This window comes from Pseudomonas sp. TUM22785, from assembly GCF_028198105.1.
Classification (GTDB): Bacteria; Pseudomonadota; Gammaproteobacteria; order Pseudomonadales; family Pseudomonadaceae; genus Metapseudomonas; species Metapseudomonas solani.
Window position 1 is genome coordinate 1,247,106 of record NZ_CP116239.1, and the last position, 19,225, is coordinate 1,266,330.

Below are 19,225 nucleotides of genomic sequence, written 5' to 3' on the forward strand. Positions count from 1 at the left end.
CTGCGTAGTGGTCCTGGTGCGCGAGTGGCCCCGGTGGCGCCTATCCGATGGCGCAAACGCCCTGGCCAGACGCGTTGCGGGGCTCAATATCGGCGTGAAGAGACCGTCCCGCACTCCGTTTCTTGCGGTCGAATCTGCAGGGCGGGAAAGGGCGACGGACGGTGGGGCGGAAAGGGGCTTGGAGCGGCGGGGAGAGGCGAGGGAAGGCCGGCATCGCGAGGATGCCGGCCGGGTGGATCAGTGGAGCTTCAGGCGTGGGTCGGTGCTGCGGCCGATGCGGTCGCTGAGCATCAGCAGCAGGGTGCGGAAGCTGCCGTAGAGCGCCATCTGGTGCATGCGGTAGAGCGAGATGTAGAACATTCGCGCCAGCCAGCCTTCGAGCTTGACGCTGCCCATCAGGTTGCCCATGAGGTTGCCGACGGCGCTGAAGCTGGACAGGGAGATCAGCGAACCGTAGTCCTTGTAGCGGTACTCGGGCAGCTCCTGCTGGCCGGCGATGCGCAGCTTCAGCGACTTCACCAGCAGCGAGGCCTGCTGGTGGGCGGCCTGGGCGCGCGGAGGCACGCTGCGGTCGCTGCCGTCGCCCAGGGGGCAGGCGGCACAGTCGCCGAAGGCGAAGATGGCGTCGTCACGGGTGGTTTGCAGGGTGGGTTTGACCACCAGCTGGTTGATGCGGTTGCTTTCCAGGCCGTCCAGGTCCTTGAGGAAGGCGGGCGCGCGGATGCCGGCGGCCCAGACCTTGAGGCTGGCGGGGATCACCTCGCCCTGGGCGGTGCGCAGGCCTTCGGCAGTGACCTCGCTGACCGCGGCACCGGTCATCACGGTGACGCCGAGCTGTTCCAGGGTCTTGTGCACCGGCGCGCTGATGCGCTCGGGCAGCGCCGGCAGGACGCGCGGGCCGGCTTCGATCAGGGTGATGCGCATGTTCTCCGGCTGGATGCTGTCCAGGCCGTAGGCGGCCAGTTCGTGGGCGGCGTGGTGCAGCTCGGCCGCCAGTTCCACACCGGTGGCACCGGCGCCGACGATGGCGACGCTGATCTGGTCGCTGTTGCCTTCACGGGCGTGAGCGCGCAGGTAGTGGCTGAGCAGCTGGCGGTGGAAGCGTTCGGCCTGCTCGCGGGTGTCGAGGAAGATGCAGTGACGGGACGCGCCTTCGGTGCCGAAGTCGTTGGTGGTGCTGCCAACGGCGATCACCAGGCTGTCGTAGGGCACTTCACGGGCGGGCACCAGTTCACGGCCGTCCTCGTCGAGGGTGGCGGCGAGCTGGATGGCCTTGCGCGTGCGGTCCAGCCCGCTCATGCGGCCGAGCTGGAACTCGAAGTGGTTCCATTTACCCTGGGCGACGTAGTTCAGCTCGTTCTCCGTGGAGTTCAAGGAGCCGGCGGCCACTTCGTGCAGCAGGGGTTTCCAGATGTGCGTCAGGTTGGCATCGGCCAGGATGACCTTGGCCTGGCCTTTCTTGCCCAGGGTTCTACCCAGACGGGTGGCGAGCTCCAGCCCGCCGGCGCCGCCGCCGACGATAACGATACGATGGGTCATGGGAACATCTCACAAGGCTATAAGAATTCTTATGGTTGGCGCCGGGCGAGCGGGGGAGGCTGCTCATAGCACGAGGCGCGCGAGGAGGCGGCTGAGGATGCCGAGCCCGACCACCATCACCAGCAGAATCATCAGCAGGCGCCAGGGCTTGAACGGCTCGCGTTCCACCTGGTGCTGGGGGAGATTCAGGTACTGGTCGACCTTCTGCTGGTCTTCGGGTGTCAGGCGGCTGCTCATGGTAAGCCTCGACGGGGGAATGAGCTCATTCTAGCTGCGTGTTTCGAGAAGGCTCAATCGACGGCGCGAATAATTCGACTGCCGCGTCACAGTCCGATGCCGGCGTCGAAGATCACCGTTCGACCCAGGTTGGCGCGTAAAAATTCCGGGGCATCCGGGTGGGCGAAGAGCACGCGGGCGTAGGTGGAGCCGACGATGGACAGCGAGCGCCAGCCCTGGCGGAGGAATTCGGTGGGCGGCGGGAAGGGGCTGTTGAAATCGGGCACCGAGCGCTTGAGGTTGACGAAGGCCACCAGGTCCAGCTCGTTCAGCTCGAGGCCGCGCTCGGTGTAGTTGTGGGCCTTCTTGCGCAGCGTTGGCGCCAGGCGGGCCTGCAGCTCGGCGGTGGCGATGCGCTTGGGCCGGGCTTCGCGGCGCACCAGTTGGGCGAGGGAGAAGGCGCTGCGGCGGCGCTCCAGCTCGGCGCGCCATTCATCATTGAGCCGCCGGCCTTCATCGAGGACGAAGAACACCTCGAAGGCGGCATCGCGGAACTGCACATCCGGCGGCTCGCCTCCGGTGCTGAAGTCTTCCAGCCGATGGGGCACGTTAAGAGCCTGCAGCAGGCGCTGGCAGACCCAGCGCTCGCGCTCCCATTTGCGTGCGTTGGAGAGGAAGTCGTTGGCCTGTTCCGCCTGACGGGTGAGCAGGCGCAGGTAGTCGGATTCGTCCATGAGCGGAGCTTAGCCTCGCCGCGCCTCGCTGTGGTAGCCCGACGCGGCATACGGGCACGGCGCCCTGTGGCGGGCCTTGGTATAAACTCCGGACCTTGCCCTGGAACCTGCCCATGCCATTGCGCCCCGCCACACCTGCCGACCACTCCCGATTGCTGGCCCTCTGGAGCCGGACGCCGGGCATCCGCCTGCGCCCGGAGGACGAGTACGCACCCTTCTGCGCCTATCTCGCACGAAACCCCGGGCTGAGCCTGCTGGTCGAAGCCGGGGGCGAGGTGGTCGCCTGCCTGATGGCCGGACACGACGGCCGACGCGGCTACCTGCAGCACCTGGTGGTCGACGAGGCCTTTCGCGGGCGCGGGCTGGCCCGGCGGATGCTCGATGAGGTGCTGGCACGGCTGGCAGAGCAGGGCATCGGCAAATCCCATGTCTTCGTCCTGCGTGATGCACCGCAGGCGCTGGCCTTCTGGCAGGCGCAGGAAGGCTGGGGCGAACGTGGGGATATCCAGGTTTTTTCCACAAGGGGAGCGAGTGAATGAAAGCGGTTTTCGTGGTGTTGCTGATGGCGTGGATGGGGTTTGCCCAGGCGCAGGAGGAGGGTTCACGGCTCGCGCCCTGGACGCTGCTGGACCAGTACGACCAGCCTTACACCCTCGATGACGGGCTGCGGCTGTTGCTGGTGGCCCGCGACATGGACGGCGCGAAGCTGGTGAAGGCGGCGTTGGAGGGGCAACCCAAGGGCTACCTGGAGGCGCGCAAGGCCGTGTTCCTCGCCGATGTGAGCCGCATGCCGGCGGTGATCGCCAAGCTCTTCGCGGTGCCGGCGATGCGGGATTACAACTACCGGGTGATGCTGGACCGTGAGTCCCGCGTGGCGCCCCGTTATCCGGCCGAGGCGGGCAGCGTGCTGCTGTTGCGCCTGGAAGGTGGCGTAGTGCGTGAAACCCTGACCTTCACCGATGCTGCGGCGCTGCGCACCGTTCTCGAGTCCTCCGCAGAGTGATCGCATCCCAGCTGCTCTCCACCACCAGCCTGGGCCTGGGCTGGGCGATCTACCTGCCGGCCATCGCCTGGGCGATCTGGCGTGCGCCCTGGGTGGAGCTGTTCAGCGATACGCGGCGCCAGCACCTGCTGTTCGGCACCGTGCTGGCGCTGTTCCTGCTGTGGCTGGTACGGCGGGATTTCGATTCGGGCGTCTCCTACCACTTCATCGGCATGACGGCGGTGACGCTACTGCTGGATTGGCCGCTGGCGGTGCTCGGCGGCCTGGTGGCACAGCTTGGCCTGCTGGCGCTGGGGCGCCAGGACTTCGCCGCGCTGGGCCTCAACGGCGTGCTGCTGGTGCTGCTGCCGGTGCTGGTGACCGAGTGCTGCGCCCTCTGGGTGGAGCGCTATCAACCGCGCAACCTGTTCGTCTACATCTTCTGCTGCGGCTTCTTCCCCGCCGCACTGGCGGCGCTGCTGTGCACGCTGGTGGGGCTGGGCGTGCTCTGGCTGGACGGCATCTTCCCGATGCCGCCCTGGCTGGAGGATTTCGTCGGCTACCTCTGGCTGGTGATGTTCCCCGAAGCCTTTATCAACGGCACCGCGGTGACGGCGCTGGTGGTGTTCTACCCGGACTGGCTGGAGACCTTCAACCGCTCGCGCTACCTGCAGGCGCCCTGGAAGGACGACGAGCCGAAGTGATGGTCGGGAATTCACCGCGGGCATGACGCCTGGCGGCTTGATCCCGGTCAATTAACCACAGCCTCCCGCGCACCGATCATGGCGCCTTCACAGACGATGAGCGGGAGATGACCATGCACAAATGGGCGCGCGAGATGCTGGATCGGGAGCTTGCCGTGGCCAGTGGTGCGGGGATGAGCGAGGCGCTGGCGTTGCGGGCGCTGCTCAGCGAGGTGGTGGAGCGCAGCAAGGCGGTGCGGCCCATCGATGATCTGGCCCAGGAGCTGTGCTTCCTGGCCGACAACCTCGATGACGACCGCGATTACGCCTTCATGCGCCCCTGAGGCTCAGTGACCCCGTTCAGGCAGGTCGCTGGTGAAGAGTTCGTCTTCCTGGACGTCGCCGGGGATCGCATGTTCCTCGGCGGCCCAGGCTCCCAGGTCGATCAGCTTGCAGCGCTCGCTGCAGAAGGGCCGGCTGGGGCTTTGCGGGCCCCATTCGACGGGGGCGCCACAGGTGGGGCATTCGACTGTCATGGGCTGGCTCATGCTTGGCCTCCGCGCAGGGTCAGGTAGAAAGCGTGCAGGCGCTCGACTTCGCGCTGCAGCCATTCGAGGTCACGGTCATTGACCAGGACGTCATCCGCCGCTTCCAGGCGCTTTTCACGGCTGGCTTGGGCCTTGAGGATGGCGCCGACCTGTTCTTCGGACACCTTGTCCCGGGCCATGGTGCGCTGGATCTGCACCGCTTCCGGGGCATCGACCACCAGCACGCGCTGGGTCATGCGGTGCTGACCGGACTCGATCAGCAGCGGCGAGACGAGGATGGCGTAGGGCGACTGGGCGCTGGCCAGGTCGCGGACGATTTCCTCGCCTATCAGCGGGTGCAGCAGGTTTTCCAGCCAGCGGCGCTCCTCCGGGTGTTCGAAGATGCGTTGGCGCAAGGTGGCACGATCGAGCTGGCCGTCGGCCTGCAGTACATCGCTGCCGAAGTGCTCGGTGATCAGTGCGAGGGCAGGGCGGCCGGGCTCGACCACCCAGCGCGCCGCATGATCGGCGTCCACCAGGTGCACGCCGAGGTTGCCGAAGTGGGTGGCGACAGCGCTCTTGCCGCTGCCGATGCCGCCCGTAAGGCCAAGGATCCAGGGTTTGTTCATCAGAAACCGGCGAAGTGGAGATAGGTCCCGGTTATTTGATCACCCCAGAGCAATGCAATCCAGCCGGCAATCGCCAGGTAAGGGCCGAAGGGGATGGGCGTGCCGCTGTCGGCATCGCGCAGCTTGAGAATGATGATCCCCAGCACCGCGCCCACCAGGGACGACAGCAGGATGGTCAGCGGCAACACCTGCCAGCCGCCCCAGGCACCGAGCATCGCCAGCAACTTGAAGTCGCCGTAGCCCATGCCTTCCTTGCCGGTCACCAGCTTGAACACCCAATACACCGACCACAGGCTGAGATAACCCGCAACCGCGCCCCAGAGCGCATCGCTGGGCGTGGCGAACATTCCCTGGTTGTTGAGGATCAGGCCAAGCCACAGCAGCGGCAGTACCAGGGAATCCGGCAGCAGCTGGTGGTCGACGTCGATCATGCTCATCGCCAGTAGCCCCCAGGTCAGCACCAGGAACGCCCCAGCCTGCCAGGTGAAGCCGAAATGCCAGGCGACATAAGCCGACAGCAGGCCACACGCCAGTTCCACCAGCGGGTAGCGCTTCTTGATCGGTGCCTTGCACGACGAGCACTTGCCACCCAAGGCCAGCCAACTGACCACGGGAATGTTCTCCCAGGCCTGGATCTCATGCTGGCAATGTGGGCAGCGCGAGTTCGGCAGGATCAGGTTGAAGGTATCGCCCTTGGGCTCCGCCGGCAGCTCCAACGCCTCCCGCGCCTGCACCTTCCAGTCACGGAACATCATCACCGGCAGGCGGTAGATGACGACGTTAAGGAAGCTGCCGACGAGAAGGCCGAGGAGGAAGATGCAGAAAACAAAGGCCGGCAAATTGCCGGCCATAAATTCAACGAGGGACATGTATCAGACCACGGAACCGAGTTGGAAGATGGGCAGGTACATGGCGATGATCAAACCGCCCACCAGGACACCGAGGACCGCCATGATCATGGGCTCCATCAGGGCCGTGAGACCGTCTACGGCGTTGTCTACTTCCTGCTCATAATATGTTGCGACCTTGTCCAGCATCAGGTCCAGAGAGCCTGACTCCTCACCGATAGCCGTCATCTGAATAGCCATGCTCGGGAATACGCCAGTGGTACGCATGGAGAAGTTCAGTTGCATGCCGGACGAGACGTCTTGCTTGATTCTGGCAACGGCATTCTTGAATACGATATTGCCAGTAGCGCCAGCCACTGAATCAAGGGCATCCACCAGCGGAACGCCTGCGGCGAATGTGGTAGCGAGTGTTCGGGCGAAACGTGCAACTACGGCCTTGTAGAGGATGTCACCCACAATGGGAAGCTTGAGGACGAACCGATCCAGCCAGTTGCGAAATTCTTCTGAACGCTGGTGAGCTTGCTTGAGTCCGAAAAATATACCTATGAACGCGAATAGTATTATGTACCACCACTCTTGCAGGGCCTCGGATAGACCTATGACCATTAGAGTAAAGGCAGGAAGCTCGGCACCGAAGTTTGCGAAAACAGACTGGAACTGCGGAACGACTTTGATAAGCAAAATGGCAGAGACTATAACCGCAACCAACACTACAGCGATTGGGTAGTTCATCGCCTTCTTGATCTTGGACTTCAGCGCCTCGGTCTTTTCCTTATAGGTGGCCACTCGATCAAGCAGCGTTTCGAGTGCGCCCGACTGTTCGCCCGAATCCACCAAGTTGCAGTAAAGGTCATCGAAATAAAGAGGTCTCTTGCGCAGGGAAGCGGCGAAGCTATTACCCGCTGCGACATCCTGCTTGACGTCGTCGACCAGCTTGCGCATGTTCTGGTTGTCGAACCCCTCGCCAATGATGTCGAAAGACTGCAAGAGAGGAACACCGGACTTCATCATGGTGGCCATCTGGCGAGTGAAAAGTGCGATATCCAAGGGCTTGATCTTTTTTCCCGAGCCAAAGAGCGATACTGCCTTCTTTCGCACTTTGAGCGGGTTGATGCCTTGCTTGCGCAGTTGGGCTTTGATCAGCGAGGGGTTGATACCGCTGAGCTCACCGGTGACCTTGGTGCCTTTCTTATCGGTGCCTTCCCATTTGAAGACACTCGTTTTTACTGCTTTTTCCGCCATGGATTAGTCCTTGGTCACGCGGTTGACTTCCTCGAGGCTGGTGACGCCTTGCATTGCCTTCAGTAGGCCCGAGGTGCGCAGATCGTTGAAGCCATCTTTGCGCATCTGCGCGGCGATATCGATGGAGTTGCCTTCCTCCATGATAATGCGTTGCAGAGAGGACGTGTTTTTAACTACTTCATAAATACCGACCCTGCCCTTGTAGCCACCCTTGCAGTTTTCGCAGCCAGTGGGGGCGAAGATCTTGAATGTGCCGATCTTGTCCTCGGGGAACCCTTCTTTCAGTAGCGTGTCGTGAGGGACTTCCACCTCTTTCTTGCAGCTGTTGCACAGCTTGCGGGCAAGGCGCTGGGCGATGATCAGGTTGACGGAGGTGGCGATGTTGAACGCTGGCACCCCCATGTTGCGCAGTCGGGTAAGGGTCTCTGCAGCACTGTTGGTGTGCAGGGTCGACATGACCATGTGGCCGGTCTGGGCGGCCTTGATGGCGATCTCGGCGGTTTCCAGGTCGCGGATCTCGCCGACCATGATCACATCAGGGTCCTGACGCAAGAACGCCCGCAGCGCCTGGGCGAAATCCATGCCCTGCTTGGGATTGACGTTGACCTGGTTGATCCCCTCCAGGTTGATTTCCACCGGGTCTTCTGCCGTGGAAATGTTGATATCGACCGTATTCAGGATGTTGAGGCCGGTATAGAGCGACACCGTCTTGCCCGAACCGGTCGGCCCTGTTACCAGGATCATGCCCTGGGGTTGCTTCAGTGCGCTCAGGTAAAGCTCCTTCTGGCGCTCTTCATACCCCAATGCATCAATACCCATCTGGGCGCTCGAAGGGTCCAGGATCCGCATGACAATCTTCTCGCCCCATAGGGTGGGAAGCGAGTTGACACGAAAGTCGATGGACTTGGTCTTGGATATCTTCATCTTGATCCGGCCGTCCTGGGGCTTGCGGCGTTCGGAGATGTCGAGTGCGGCCATGACTTTCAGGCGGGCCGAAATTCGGCTGGCAAGCTGGATGGGCGGGCGGGCCACCTCATGGAGGATGCCGTCGGTACGCAGGCGTACCCGGTAGCTTTTTTCATAAGGCTCGAAATGGAGGTCGGATGAGCCTCCCTTGATGGCATCCAGCAGCATCTTGTTGACGAAGCGCACCACGGGGGCGTCGTCGGCGTCCGTTCCGCCATCGGAGCTGGGCTTGTCATCATCGACGGCTTCAACATCCAGCCCATCGAGATCGACGTCGGCCAGGTCTTCCATACCGGAAGCGTCGCCCTCAAAGAACTTGTCGAGTGCGGCGCCAAGCTTGTCATCTTCGACGAGTATCGCTTCGGTGGTCAGGCCGGTGCTGAACTGTATGTCAGTAGTCGCTTGGTGGTTCGTTGGGTCGGAGACCGCAATGAACAGCTTGTTGCCACGTCGCCAGAGGGGCAGGGCGCGGTGCTGGCGCAGGAGCTTCTCTGCCACAAGGTCTTTCGGCTGAGAGTCCTTGTCGATGCTTGCCAGGTCCATGAAGGCAATGCCGAACTGCTCCGCAGCCAGCTCGGCCAGGTCGCGACTCTTCAGGAGCTTGTTCTGAGCGAGGTAGGTGACGAGGGAGATTTTATTGCGTTGGGCCTGGATAAATGCGCTTTGCGCAGCTTTTTCGTCCAGCAGGTTGGCGTGTACCAACTGCCGAGCCAAGCCTGAAAGTGTGGGCGATTCGCTCATGGTGAAGTCTTCGTAAAAATGAAAGGTTTATAGCCTAGATGGAGGGGCCTGCCAAATTGAAACCTGAGGCATGACGCTTTTTGTCAGTTAGTTGCCGATAAAGTCTGTGGCCCTGTGTCGTGATTGCACTGGCATGCTGCCTCTGGTGCCTTTTCAGAGTTGGCACGGCAAATGCTTTCTCTGGTTTCAGGTCACTCGACCTTCGAACATTCTTGGAGAAACATATGAAGGCTCAAAAAGGCTTTACCCTTATCGAACTGATGATCGTTGTTGCGATCATCGGTATTCTGGCTGCTGTCGCTCTGCCGGCTTATCAGGACTACACCGCTCGTGCCAAGGTTTCTGAAGTCGTGCTGGCTGCTTCTAGCTGCCGTGCTGCTATCTCGGAAGCTTCGCAAACCGGCTTGTCCTCTGCGCCTTCGCAACCCAATGGCTTCGGTTGCGGTGAGGGCGGCACTAGCGCCTCCCCGATCTCCCAATATGTTGAGTCGATTAGCACCAGCACCGGTGGTATTATCACTGTCAAGGCTCGCAATATCGCTCAGCTGGGGACTACCAAGGTAGAAGTCCAGCTGCAACCCTTCACTGATGCACAAGGTTCTGCTGCTGCTGTTGCCAACAACTTCTCTGGTGCCAACCTTGCGCCGATCCGTGCTTGGAAGTGCGTTGCGCCTGCCAACACCGGTATCGAAGCCAAGTACCTGCCGGCCAGCTGCCGCTAATCTGGAGTGACTAGGGCGTTGAGCTTTAGTGCTCTTCGTCTAGTCATCAATAACGCCCCGCATCTGTGGGGCGTTATTTTTTGTATTTTTTCACTGGGTAGGTTTCATGGTGTCCGTTTCATTTTGGCGGAAGCTATCGTTGACGGCTGCTGCGCTACTTTTTCTACTGGCGTGGCTATTACCCAATCACTACGCGCCATGGGTGGCTGCGTATCAGGATCTTCTGAGTTTCAGTGCTCTTATTTTTCTGCTTCTTGCGTGCTTGAGTAAGGGGGGCGTTGCCATAGCGCCCTCTCTCGGCTTTTTCTTTGTGCTCCCGCTCATCCCCTTGGTTCAGCTCTCGTCAGGAGTGGTGTTTTTCTCAGGAGATGCCTGGATTGCTTCGGCCTATTTATTTGGTTTTGCGATGGCATTGGTCGCGGGCTACAACTTGAGTAAACAGCCCGAAGTTCAAAAGGTGTTCTTTTTCCGGATTATTGCAGCTGTATTGATTTTTGGTGCTGTTGTCTCTGTCTGGATTGCTTTGCGCCAATGGCTAATGCTGGCTGGTAATATTTGGACTGCCGACCTTGAACTGGGGCGGCGTCCTTACGCCAATCTTGCTCAGCCCAATAACTTGGCTACATTGCTGTGCTTGGGGCTTGCCGGCACCCTCTATTTTTATGAGAAGTACTTGCTGGGGCGCTTAGGGGCTTCGCTTTTGGCAGCATATCTGCTTTTCGGTGTCGCGCTTACTCAATCTCGAACGCCTTGGGTGGGGGCTCTAGCGGTTGTTGTGTTCTGGGCGTGGGTTGGAGTTCGTGTTCCGAGGCGTCTTCCTGTATTGAAATTGTTGGGTTGGGTTGCGCTTTATGTCTTTCTCGTGATTTCACTTCCTTCTCTTGCGAAGGCGCTGCTGATTTCTGATGAACTAGTAATTCGGATGGGCGCCTCTGAGCGCATAGAGATGTGGCGGCAAATCTGTCTTGCCATAGTGAATGGGCCGTTGTGGGGCTATGGCTGGAATCAGGTGAGTGTGGCGCAGATAGGTGTTTCTTTGGAATATGTTGTACCTATGCCTACCGAGCACAGTCATAATCTCCTGCTTGATCTGCTTGTTTGGAATGGGCCCATCTTGGGTGCCGTGATCATTTTTTATGTGTTGATCTGGCTATGTCGACTTTACTGGCGGGCTCGCAGTTCTGAAAGCTTGTTCGCTTTGGTTGCGACAGGTCTGATTCTGGTACATGGGATGCTGGAGTACCCGCTGGAATATGCATTCTTCCTGTTGCCTGCAGGGGTTTTTCTAGGTATCGCAGTGGCTGAGGGGCGGCAGGGCGTGCCGGTATTCGCTCTGCCGCGCTGGATGTTTGGATTGATTGTATTCGCAGGTGCGGGCCTGCTTGGTTGGGTGGGGCGGGAATACCTGATCTTGGAAGGCAGCTATCGGCAGATGCGGTTTGAGAGGGCTCGCCTCGCAGATGCCACTTCAGTGAAGTCGACGCCTGAAGTGATGGTGATCAGCCAATTGCGCGAGTACATGCGCTTTGCCCGGACACAGCCGGATGCCAGCATGACCGCAGAAAGCATCGAGTGGATGCGTCGTGTCGCCTATCGCTATCCATATCCTTCAAGCCTGTTTCGCTATGCATTAGCGCTTGGGCTCAATGGACAGCCAGTTGCGGCGCGTGAACAACTTCGTGTCATCAAAGCGCTGCACGGTGATGGGTATGCGCAAGAGGGGGTGCAAGTGCTTCGTACGATGTCCGTGCATCATCCGGAGTTGAGCGCTGTTATAAGGGAGCCGCTTTAAAAAGGGGGCAAATCGTAGCACCTGCAAGCTTCTTTACTTGAGCTATTACCTGTTTGCCCTTAATTTATGCTCGCCGCCGGTGTAGCTCAGTAGGTAGAGCAGCGCACTCGTAACGCGAAGGTCGCAGGTTCGATTCCTGTCTCCGGCACCAGCTCAAACAAAAAGCCCCGCTTCTGCGGGGCTTTTTGTTGGGCGCTATATAAAGGAAAGGGTCAGATGCTCAGGCGCATCGACAGGTCGACGGCCCTGACGTCTTTGGTCAGGGTGCCGATGGAGATGTAGTCGACGCCGGTCTCGGCGATGGTGCGCAGGGTGGTGTCGTTGATGCCGCCGGAGGCTTCGAGCTTGGCGCGGCCAGCGGTGAGGGTGACGGCGGTGCGCATGTCGTCGAGGCTGAGTTCGTCGAGCATGACGATGTCGGCGCCGGCGGCCAGTGCCTGGTTCAGTTCGTCGAGGCTTTCCACTTCGATCTCCACCGGCTTGCCGGGGGCGATGCGGTGGGCGGCGGTGATGGCTTCGGCGATGCCGCCGCAGGCGGCGATGTGGTTTTCCTTGATGAGGAAGGCGTCGTACAGGCCGATGCGGTGGTTGTGGCCGCCGCCGCAGGTAACGGCGTACTTCTGCGCCAGGCGCAGGCCGGGGAGGGTTTTGCGGGTGTCCAGCAGCTTCACCTGGGTGCCCTGTACCAGCTCCACGTAGTGGGCCACGCGGGTGGCGACGCCGGAGAGGCACTGGAGGAAGTTCAGCGCGCTGCGCTCGCCGCTGAGCAGGGCGCGGGCGGGGCCTTCGAGGTGGAACAGCGGCTGGTTCGGCTGCACCTTGTCGCCATCGGCCACCTGCCAGTGCACCGCCACCCGTGGGTCGATCTGACGGAACACCGCATCGACCCACGCGGTCCCAGCAATGACCGCCGCTTCGCGGGTGATGATGGTGGCGTGCGCGAGGCGCTCTTCGGGGATGAGCTGGGCGGTGATGTCGCCGCTGCCGATGTCTTCGGTCAGTGCCCGGCGGACGTTGGCTTCGATCTCCGCGCTCAGGTCGGCGAGTTTCAAATTGGGCATGGGAGGCTCCGCTGCAGAATGGCGCGATTATAGAGGCAGGCGACCGCTGGTACAGCGCCGGTGGCAACTGTCTTGGGCTTTCTGCTAGATATTCAGGGGATGGGACGGTCTGTCAGAGGTCGTCCCACAAAGGGTTGGGACATCTGTGACGTATTTCATGTCTGGAGGAAATCTCCCCTTGGTTGCGACGAGAGTATCCCTATAATGATTCTGACTTTCTCTATTTGACGCCAGAAGCTTGACGTTAGGGATAACTCCCCGTTTATAGCTGTGCAACCAGCGAAGCCCACTAGATCGGACGCTGGTTGCGGGAGATTCACTATGCAGACCGACGCGAACGTGGTGCCCCTGAACAAGGGCGCCTCCGAGCAATCGCCAACTTCGCCGGTAGGAAGGCTGCCCGTGGCACTTATCCAGGTGCGCGACAAGGCTGCACAACAGCTGAAGCAAGCGCTGCAGGCGCTGTTCGACAACGCGGACGACACCCTCTTCCAGATGGCCGACCGTGCGACCAGCAACGCCGAGCAGAACGCCTTCTTCGAGGCAATGCGCGACTTGCGCCTCAAGCGCAAGAGCATCGAGCGCGGCTTCCTGCAAAAAGTGTTCGAGACCTTCGCCAACCTCAACCAGTACGAGATCGGTAAGGCGCCGGTGCTGGATGCGGTGTCGTTCGAGAGTCTGAGCCTGGTGCAGAACGACGAGCTGGAAGAGTCCGTCGCCCTGGATGCCATGGTCGCCAAGGTGATGAGCCGGGACGGCGTCGCCCTCGGCCACTTGACCACTCGCCTCAATACCCTGGTCACCAAGAAGATCGAGGACAAGAGCAACCCGCTCGGCCCGCGTGCCCTGTGTGAAGCCTTCCTCGACGCCTGCCGCAGCCTGGGCGTGGAGATCAAGGTCAAGCTGATCATCTTCAAGCTGTTCGAGAAGTACGTTCTCAGCGACCTCGACCAGCTCTATGCCGAATCCAACCTGGCACTGATCACCGCCGGTGTGCTCCCCGAACTCAAGTCCGCGCCGCCGGCCCGTCGTCCCCAGGGGCGTACCCCGGGTGCCGCTCGCTCTGCTCAGGCCGCCGCAGGCGGCGAGGCAATGGGCGATGGCGCCTACGCCGACGAGGGCGTGCAGGAAGTCTTCGGCGCACTGCAGGAATTGCTCTCCCAGGTCCGTGGCTCCGGCGGCGGTGTGGGAATGGGCATGAGCGGCCAGCGTCGCGAGATGCCCGCCGATGCGGTGCCTATCACCAGCAACGACCTGATGCGCCTGCTCTCGCACCTGCAACAGCACCTGCCCGTGCAGAACGCCGGCGATGTCGACCTGCGCTTCCAGCTCGACAACCTGCTCACCCGCGCCAGCGCCAAGAGTGGCAAGTCCCGTGTCGTGGGCCAGGTGGATGACGACGTCATCAACCTGGTGTCGATGCTTTTCGAGTTCATCCTCGACGACCGCTCCCTGCCGGATTCGCTCAAGGCCCTGATCGGCCGCCTGCAGATCCCGATGCTCAAGGTCGCGGTGCTGGACAAGACCTTCTTCAGCCGCGGCAGCCACCCGGCGCGCCGCCTGCTCAACGAAATCGCCTCGGCGGCCATGGGCTGGAACGAGCAGGACGATGTCCAGCGTGATGCCCTCTACCAGCGCATCGAACAGGTCGTGCTGCGTCTGCTGAATGACTTCGTCGACGACCCGACCATCTTCTCCGACCTGCTGTCCGACTTCCTCGCCTACACCGGCGACGAGCGCCGCCGCAGCGACCTGCTGGAACAGCGCACCCGCGACGCCGAGGAAGGCCGCGCCAAGGCCGAGCTGGCCCGCCAGCAGGTCGAGCAGGCCCTGAACGAGCGCCTGCTGGGCCGCACCCTGCCCGAAGTGGTGGTGCGCCTGCTGCAGGAAGCCTGGAGCAAGGTCATGCTGCTGACCTGCCTCAAGCACGGCGTCGACTCCGAGGAATGGCAGGCCACCCTGTCGACCATGGACGACCTGATCTGGAGCGTGGAGTCCCACGAGGCGCCCGAGGCGCGTATGCGTCTGCTGGAGCTGGTACCGGGGCTGCTCAAGGCTCTGCGCGAGGGGCTCACCAGCGCCGCCTTCGATCCCTTCTCCACCAGTGAATTCTTCAGCCAACTGGAAACCCTGCACGTGCAGGCCTTCCAGCGCTTCAAGCGCGTCGAGCCGGAGCCGGTCAGCGTGCCGGCGGCGACCGAAGGCGAGGGCGAGAGCCTGACCGCGGAAGTCGTAATGCCTCTGCTCGACCTGCCCGCCGACCTGGAAGTGGGTATGCCCGCCGAAGCGCCGGCCATGGTGGAGGTAGTCGAGGAAATCGTCCTGCTCGCCCCCGGCGAAACCCGCGCGCCCGAGCCTGATGCCGCCCTGCCGGATGACGACGAGGCGCTTGGCCACGTCGACAATCTGCGCGTCGGCAGCTGGGTCGAGTTCCAGGAAGACGAAGAGCACAAGGTGCGTTGCAAGCTGGCGGCGATCATCAAGCCCACCGGCAAGTACATCTTCGTCAACCGCACCGGCATGAAGGTGCTGGAGAAGACCCGTATGGGCCTGGCCGTGGAGTTCCGTCGCCAAGCCATCCGCCTGCTGGACGATGCCCTGCTGTTCGACCGCGCGCTGGAATCGGTCATCGGTAACCTGCGCCGCCTCAAGGGCGCCTGAGTCATCGCTCCCCCCCCCCACGACGCCCGGCTTGCCGGGCGTCGTCGTTTCCGGGCCTTGGCCCTGGGCGCGGCCTGCTCTAGAGTGTCCGCCAACCAAGGAGCCCTTCATGCAGCCGGACCCCGCGACAGGTTGGTGCCAAGGCGCCCGCCACTGCCCCTCGCCGAATTTCAATGCCCGCCCGGAGGGGGAAATCTCCCTGCTGGTGATCCACAACATCAGCCTGCCGCCCGGGCAATTCGGCACCGGCAAGGTCCAGCAGTTCTTCCAGAACCGCCTGGACGCCGACGAGCATCCCTATTTCGCCGATATCGCCGCCATGCAGGTCTCGGCGCATTTCCTCATCGAGCGCGACGGTGCCGTCACCCAGTTCGTCTCCTGCCTGGAGCGCGCCTGGCACGCCGGCAAGTCCTTCTTCGACGGACGTGAGAACTGCAATGACTTCTCCCTCGGCATCGAGCTGGAAGGCACCGATGACAAGGCCTATTCCGATGCCCAGTACGCCGTGCTCGGCCGGCTTGCGCGCGGTCTGTTGCGTGCCTACCCCGGCATCACTCCGGCGCGCATCCAGGGGCACAGCGACATCGCCCCCGGGCGCAAGACCGATCCCGGCCCCGCATTCGATTGGGCGCGATTCCGCGCCAGCCTGCTCGACAAGGAGGTACACCCATGAGTTTCCTGGTTCTCCTGCTGGTGCTGTGGGTGGAGAAGTTCTCCAGCCTGCGCCAGCGCATCCAGCAGGACGGGCCCTGGCTCCGCCAACTGGCCCGTCTCTCCGCCAACCCGCGCCTGGCTGGCCGCCCCTGGGCGGTGCTCGGCCTGCTGGTGGTGTTGCCGCTGGTGCTCCTGGCCCTGGTGCTGATGGCCCTGCAACCGCTCGCCTACGGTTGGCTGGCCTTGCCGTTGCACCTGCTGGTGGTGATCTACGCCCTCGGGCGCGGTGACGTCCAGGCGGACCTCGGCTCCTTCCGCGATGCCTGGCGCCGGGGTGACGTCCAGGGCGCCTACCATGTCGCCGAGCGTGACCTGGGCCTCGAGGTGGAAGAGGGCGAAGACCTGCTGCTGCGGGTCCAGGGCCACCTCGTGTGGCAGGCCTATCAAAGCTTCTTCGCGGTGATCTTCTGGTACTTCCTGCTCGGCCCGGTCGCGGCCCTGGCCTATCGCCTCCTGGCGCTGGCCGCCGACCACGCCGAAGAGCCCGCCCTGCGTGAGCGGGCCGCGCAGATGCGCCACGCCTTCGACTGGCTGCCGGTGCGGGTACTGGCCGCGAGCTTCTCGCTGGTGGGTAATTTCGTCGCGGTCAGTCGGGTGCTGCTGCACGAGCTGTTGAACTGGGATATCGCCGCCGAGCGCTTCGTGGTCATCGCCGGGCGTGCTGCCGGTGAGTTGCCGGACGACACCGCCGGCGAGGCGGGTGTGGCCAGCCTGGATGCGCTCTGGCACCTGCTGGTACGTGCCGCCGTGCTCTGGTACGCGGGCTTCGCGGTCTGGACCCTGCTGTTCTGATGGATGGCCGGCGGTGCAATACCGCCGGTCCGCCGCTACCGTTTCTGCTCCTGCTCAGAGGTCTTTCTTAACCTTAAGTTACAGAAACTTCCGCCGATATCAGGTACACAGTTCTTGAACCTCGCCGGCTTTTTCGTGACATGCGTCACGATTATTGTTCGGCATTGGTAGTCCTTATCTGTCATCCACAGGTCGGACGATCTGGGACGGCCGCACTGCCAGATGCGATCCTTGGCCGCCCCCGAGGCGACCCATAAGAATAATTAGGAAACAGGAGACGTCTTGTGAAGACCGTGTTGTATCCGGCCATCGCGCTGATGAATCGCCTCAGCTTCGGCATGAAATTCAGTCTGATCAGCGTGTTGTTCTTCCTGCCGATGCTGGTCACCAACTTCTACCTGGTGCGCGAGTCCTACGAGCAGTTCGTCAGTACCCGCTCCGAGCTGGAAAGCCTCGACCTGCTGGGTACCAGCCAGGGCATCCGTCGCAACCTGGAAAACCTCAACGACCTGGTGCTGATCAACTCGCTGATCGGCCAGTCCGGCCAGGCCGGCGACCTCGACACGCGCATCGGCAAGCTGGAAAAGGACCTGACGGGTGCCCTGGAGAACCTCGCCCCCGTCACGTCCGAGCCGGAGCAGGTCACCGAGTTCAACAACAAGCGCGAAGAGATGCTCAAGGGCCTGCAGGCCGCCGAGACGGAAACCTCCCTGCAGAGCAAGAGCGCGATGATCGAGAAGCAGCTGGGCAATGCCCAGGTGTTCATCAAGCTGGTCGCCAGTCAGGCCGGCCTCAGCCAGGACAGCCAGCGTGACGTGCGCCAGGTGGCTGAGCTGGTCACCGGCGTTACGCCGACCGTCACCGCCGCCATCAGCAAGGGCCGCGCCATCGGCGCCTATTCCCTGGGCCAGGGCTTCCTCAACTCCGCCGCCAGCACCAAGCTGGATGACCTGCTGCTGGAGCTGGAGAAGATCGGCTCCGAGTACGGCCTCAAGGTCCAGGACGCGCTCAACGGCAACCCCCGTGCCCAGGCCGCCCTGGGCGACCTGGCCAACGCCAGCCGTGAAACCCTCAAGCAGAGCGCCACGCTGTTCGAGGACCAGGTGATCATGGCCGACACCCTCGACACGCCCTGGCCGCAGTTCTATGACCAAGTCACTGCGCAGATGGACAAGACCTACCAGCTCAATGACGCCGCCCTCGGCCTGCTCAAGAGCGAGCTGGAGAAGCGCCTCGGCGAGAAGCGCGCGCAGACCGTGCTGCTGGTGGTCGCGCTGGTGGTGGTGTTCCTCGCCATCGTCTACCTCTACAGCGGTTTCTACGTTTCCACCCGCACCACCCTCAAGAGCCTGGGCAGGGTGATGGACCAGGTTGCCGCCGGCGACATGACCGTCAATTTCCGCGCCCAGAGCAAGGACGAGCTCGGCGAACTGGGCCAGGTGTTCAACGGCACCGTGGCGAAGATCCACGACCTGATCGAACTGGTCGGCCAGACCGTCACCGAGGTCGAGCGCCAGGCCAGCCGCGTGCAGAGCGTGTCCGAAGAGAGCAACCAGGCCGTCGCCGGCCAGCGCAGCCAGATCGAGCAGGTGGCGACGGCGATGAACGAAATGTCCGCCACCGCCCAGGAGGTCGCCCGCAGCGCCGCCGCTGCGGTGAACAGCGCCCATAGCGTGAACGAGGAAACCGTCAGCGGCCGTGCCCTGGTGGAGTCCCAGCTGGGCAGCATCGAGCGCCTGGCCCAGGAGATCGAGCAGTCGGTCAACGTGATCAACCAGCTCGCCTCCGACAGCGCTTCCATCAGCCGTGTGCTGGAGGTGATCAAGGGCATCGCCGAACAGACCAACCTGCTGGCCCTCAACGCTGCCATCGAGGCTGCCCGCGCCGGTGAGCAGGGCCGCGGCTTCGCGGTGGTGGCCGACGAGGTGCGCACCCTGGCCAAGCGCACCCAGCAGTCCACCGAAGAGATCGAGCAGATGATCGTCCGTCTCCAGGGCGGTGTCGGTGCGGCGGTCAAGGCGATGAACACCAGCCACCAGATGGCCGACGGCACCGTCAATCAGTCCGGCCGCGTGCAGCAGGCTCTGGAGAACATCCTCGGTGCGGTGGGCATGATCGTCGACCAGAACCAGCAGATCGCCGCCGCCGCCGAGCAGCAGACTGCCGTGGCCCACGACATAGACCAGAACATCGTCGAGATCAACAGCGCCGGCGAGCGCACAGCCGAAGGCGCCAGCCAGACCGAGCAGGCCAGCCGCCAGCTCTCCGACCAGGTAGCGCAGCTCAAACAGCTGATCGGCGCGTTCCGCGTCTGATCCAGTGCGCCACGCAAAAGCCCGCCGATTGGCGGGCTTTTTCGTTTATTGGCGGCGCCGC

The 19,225-nt window shown here is 62.4% G+C and carries 19 protein-coding genes and 1 tRNA gene; 11 read left to right on the forward strand and 9 right to left on the reverse strand.

What is annotated here, in order from left to right:
• Positions 1-237: 237 nt before the first annotated feature.
• The 3 genes from PI990_RS05880 to PI990_RS05890 form a co-directional block, all read right to left on the reverse strand.
• The gene (locus PI990_RS05880) at positions 238-1,539 is read right to left on the reverse strand and encodes an NAD(P)/FAD-dependent oxidoreductase (protein ID WP_271660075.1); all 1,302 of its coding nucleotides are present in this window, start codon (positions 1,537-1,539) and stop codon (positions 238-240) included.
• Positions 1,540-1,602: 63 nt separating this feature from the next.
• Positions 1,603-1,776: a DUF3094 family protein gene (locus tag PI990_RS05885; protein WP_021221826.1), complete on the reverse strand. Its 174-nt coding sequence runs from the start codon at positions 1,774-1,776 to the stop codon at positions 1,603-1,605.
• A gap of 86 nt (positions 1,777-1,862) precedes the next feature.
• The gene (locus PI990_RS05890; RefSeq protein ID WP_021221827.1) at positions 1,863-2,489 is read right to left on the reverse strand and encodes a DUF1780 domain-containing protein; all 627 of its coding nucleotides are present in this window, start codon (positions 2,487-2,489) and stop codon (positions 1,863-1,865) included.
• A 113-nt stretch (positions 2,490-2,602) separates the two neighbouring features.
• Between PI990_RS05890 and PI990_RS05895 the strand changes: the two genes are divergently transcribed.
• From PI990_RS05895 to PI990_RS05910, 4 genes are all read left to right on the forward strand, one after another.
• On the forward strand, positions 2,603-3,028 hold the full coding sequence (locus tag PI990_RS05895; protein ID WP_271660076.1) for a GNAT family N-acetyltransferase: 426 nt from the start codon (positions 2,603-2,605) through the stop codon (positions 3,026-3,028).
• Positions 3,025-3,492: an FAD/FMN-containing dehydrogenase gene (locus PI990_RS05900; protein ID WP_271660077.1), complete on the forward strand. Its 468-nt coding sequence runs from the start codon at positions 3,025-3,027 to the stop codon at positions 3,490-3,492. The genes PI990_RS05895 and PI990_RS05900 overlap by 4 nt, the downstream gene beginning before the upstream one ends.
• Complete coding sequence (locus PI990_RS05905) at positions 3,489-4,175, forward strand: energy-coupling factor ABC transporter permease (RefSeq protein ID WP_271660078.1); 687 nt, start codon at positions 3,489-3,491, stop codon at positions 4,173-4,175. Before PI990_RS05900 ends, PI990_RS05905 begins: the two co-directional genes overlap by 4 nt.
• A 107-nt stretch (positions 4,176-4,282) precedes the next feature.
• Positions 4,283-4,498 (forward strand): hypothetical protein, encoded by a 216-nt coding sequence (locus PI990_RS05910; RefSeq protein ID WP_043244210.1) that lies wholly within the window; start codon positions 4,283-4,285, stop codon positions 4,496-4,498.
• A 3-nt stretch (positions 4,499-4,501) separates the two neighbouring features.
• On the opposite strand, the gene yacG is transcribed toward PI990_RS05910, so the two are convergent.
• The 5 genes from yacG to pilB are packed head-to-tail and all read right to left on the reverse strand — an operon-like array spanning position 4,502 to position 9,107.
• Positions 4,502-4,702: a DNA gyrase inhibitor YacG gene (gene yacG, locus PI990_RS05915; protein ID WP_021221832.1), complete on the reverse strand. Its 201-nt coding sequence runs from the start codon at positions 4,700-4,702 to the stop codon at positions 4,502-4,504.
• On the reverse strand, positions 4,699-5,310 hold the full coding sequence (gene coaE / locus PI990_RS05920; protein WP_271660079.1) for a dephospho-CoA kinase: 612 nt from the start codon (positions 5,308-5,310) through the stop codon (positions 4,699-4,701). The genes yacG and coaE overlap by 4 nt, the downstream gene beginning before the upstream one ends.
• Positions 5,310-6,179 (reverse strand): prepilin peptidase, encoded by an 870-nt coding sequence (locus tag PI990_RS05925; RefSeq protein WP_271660080.1) that lies wholly within the window; start codon positions 6,177-6,179, stop codon positions 5,310-5,312. Before PI990_RS05925 ends, coaE begins: the two co-directional genes overlap by 1 nt.
• 3 nt (positions 6,180-6,182) lie before the next feature.
• On the reverse strand, positions 6,183-7,400 hold the full coding sequence (locus PI990_RS05930; protein WP_271660081.1) for a type II secretion system F family protein: 1,218 nt from the start codon (positions 7,398-7,400) through the stop codon (positions 6,183-6,185).
• A gap of 3 nt (positions 7,401-7,403) precedes the next feature.
• The gene (gene pilB / locus PI990_RS05935) at positions 7,404-9,107 is read right to left on the reverse strand and encodes a type IV-A pilus assembly ATPase PilB (RefSeq protein ID WP_271660082.1); all 1,704 of its coding nucleotides are present in this window, start codon (positions 9,105-9,107) and stop codon (positions 7,404-7,406) included.
• A gap of 224 nt (positions 9,108-9,331) precedes the next feature.
• On the opposite strand from pilB, the gene PI990_RS05940 reads away from it, so the two are divergent.
• The 3 genes from PI990_RS05940 to PI990_RS05950 all read left to right on the forward strand — a co-directional run bounded on the left by PI990_RS05940 (position 9,332) and on the right by PI990_RS05950 (position 11,772).
• A complete protein-coding gene (locus PI990_RS05940) occupies positions 9,332-9,829 on the forward strand; it encodes a pilin (protein ID WP_271660083.1) in 498 nt (165 codons plus the stop codon).
• 106 nt (positions 9,830-9,935) lie between these two features.
• Positions 9,936-11,621, forward strand: a complete 1,686-nt coding sequence (locus PI990_RS05945; protein ID WP_271660084.1) for a PglL family O-oligosaccharyltransferase — start codon at positions 9,936-9,938, stop codon at positions 11,619-11,621.
• A gap of 75 nt (positions 11,622-11,696) precedes the next feature.
• Positions 11,697-11,772: transfer RNA gene (locus tag PI990_RS05950), tRNA-Thr, on the forward strand.
• A gap of 61 nt (positions 11,773-11,833) precedes the next feature.
• Here PI990_RS05950 and nadC read toward each other — a convergent pair.
• Positions 11,834-12,682, reverse strand: coding sequence for a carboxylating nicotinate-nucleotide diphosphorylase (gene nadC / locus PI990_RS05955; RefSeq protein WP_271660085.1), 849 nt, complete (start codon positions 12,680-12,682; stop codon positions 11,834-11,836).
• A 321-nt stretch (positions 12,683-13,003) separates the two neighbouring features.
• Between nadC and PI990_RS05960 the strand changes: the two genes are divergently transcribed.
• The 4 genes from PI990_RS05960 to PI990_RS31505 all read left to right on the forward strand — a co-directional run bounded on the left by PI990_RS05960 (position 13,004) and on the right by PI990_RS31505 (position 19,164).
• On the forward strand, positions 13,004-15,343 hold the full coding sequence (locus PI990_RS05960) for a DUF1631 domain-containing protein (protein WP_271660086.1): 2,340 nt from the start codon (positions 13,004-13,006) through the stop codon (positions 15,341-15,343).
• Between the two features lie 109 nt (positions 15,344-15,452).
• Entirely contained in the window at positions 15,453-16,016 is a 564-nt protein-coding gene (gene ampD / locus PI990_RS05965; protein WP_271660087.1) for a 1,6-anhydro-N-acetylmuramyl-L-alanine amidase AmpD, read from the forward strand.
• Entirely contained in the window at positions 16,013-16,849 is an 837-nt protein-coding gene (gene ampE / locus PI990_RS05970; RefSeq protein ID WP_271660088.1) for a regulatory signaling modulator protein AmpE, read from the forward strand. The genes ampD and ampE overlap by 4 nt, the downstream gene beginning before the upstream one ends.
• Before the next feature lie 1,610 nt (positions 16,850-18,459).
• Positions 18,460-19,164 (forward strand): methyl-accepting chemotaxis protein, encoded by a 705-nt coding sequence (locus tag PI990_RS31505; protein WP_431483552.1) that lies wholly within the window; start codon positions 18,460-18,462, stop codon positions 19,162-19,164.
• Positions 19,165-19,225 lie beyond the last annotated feature (61 nt).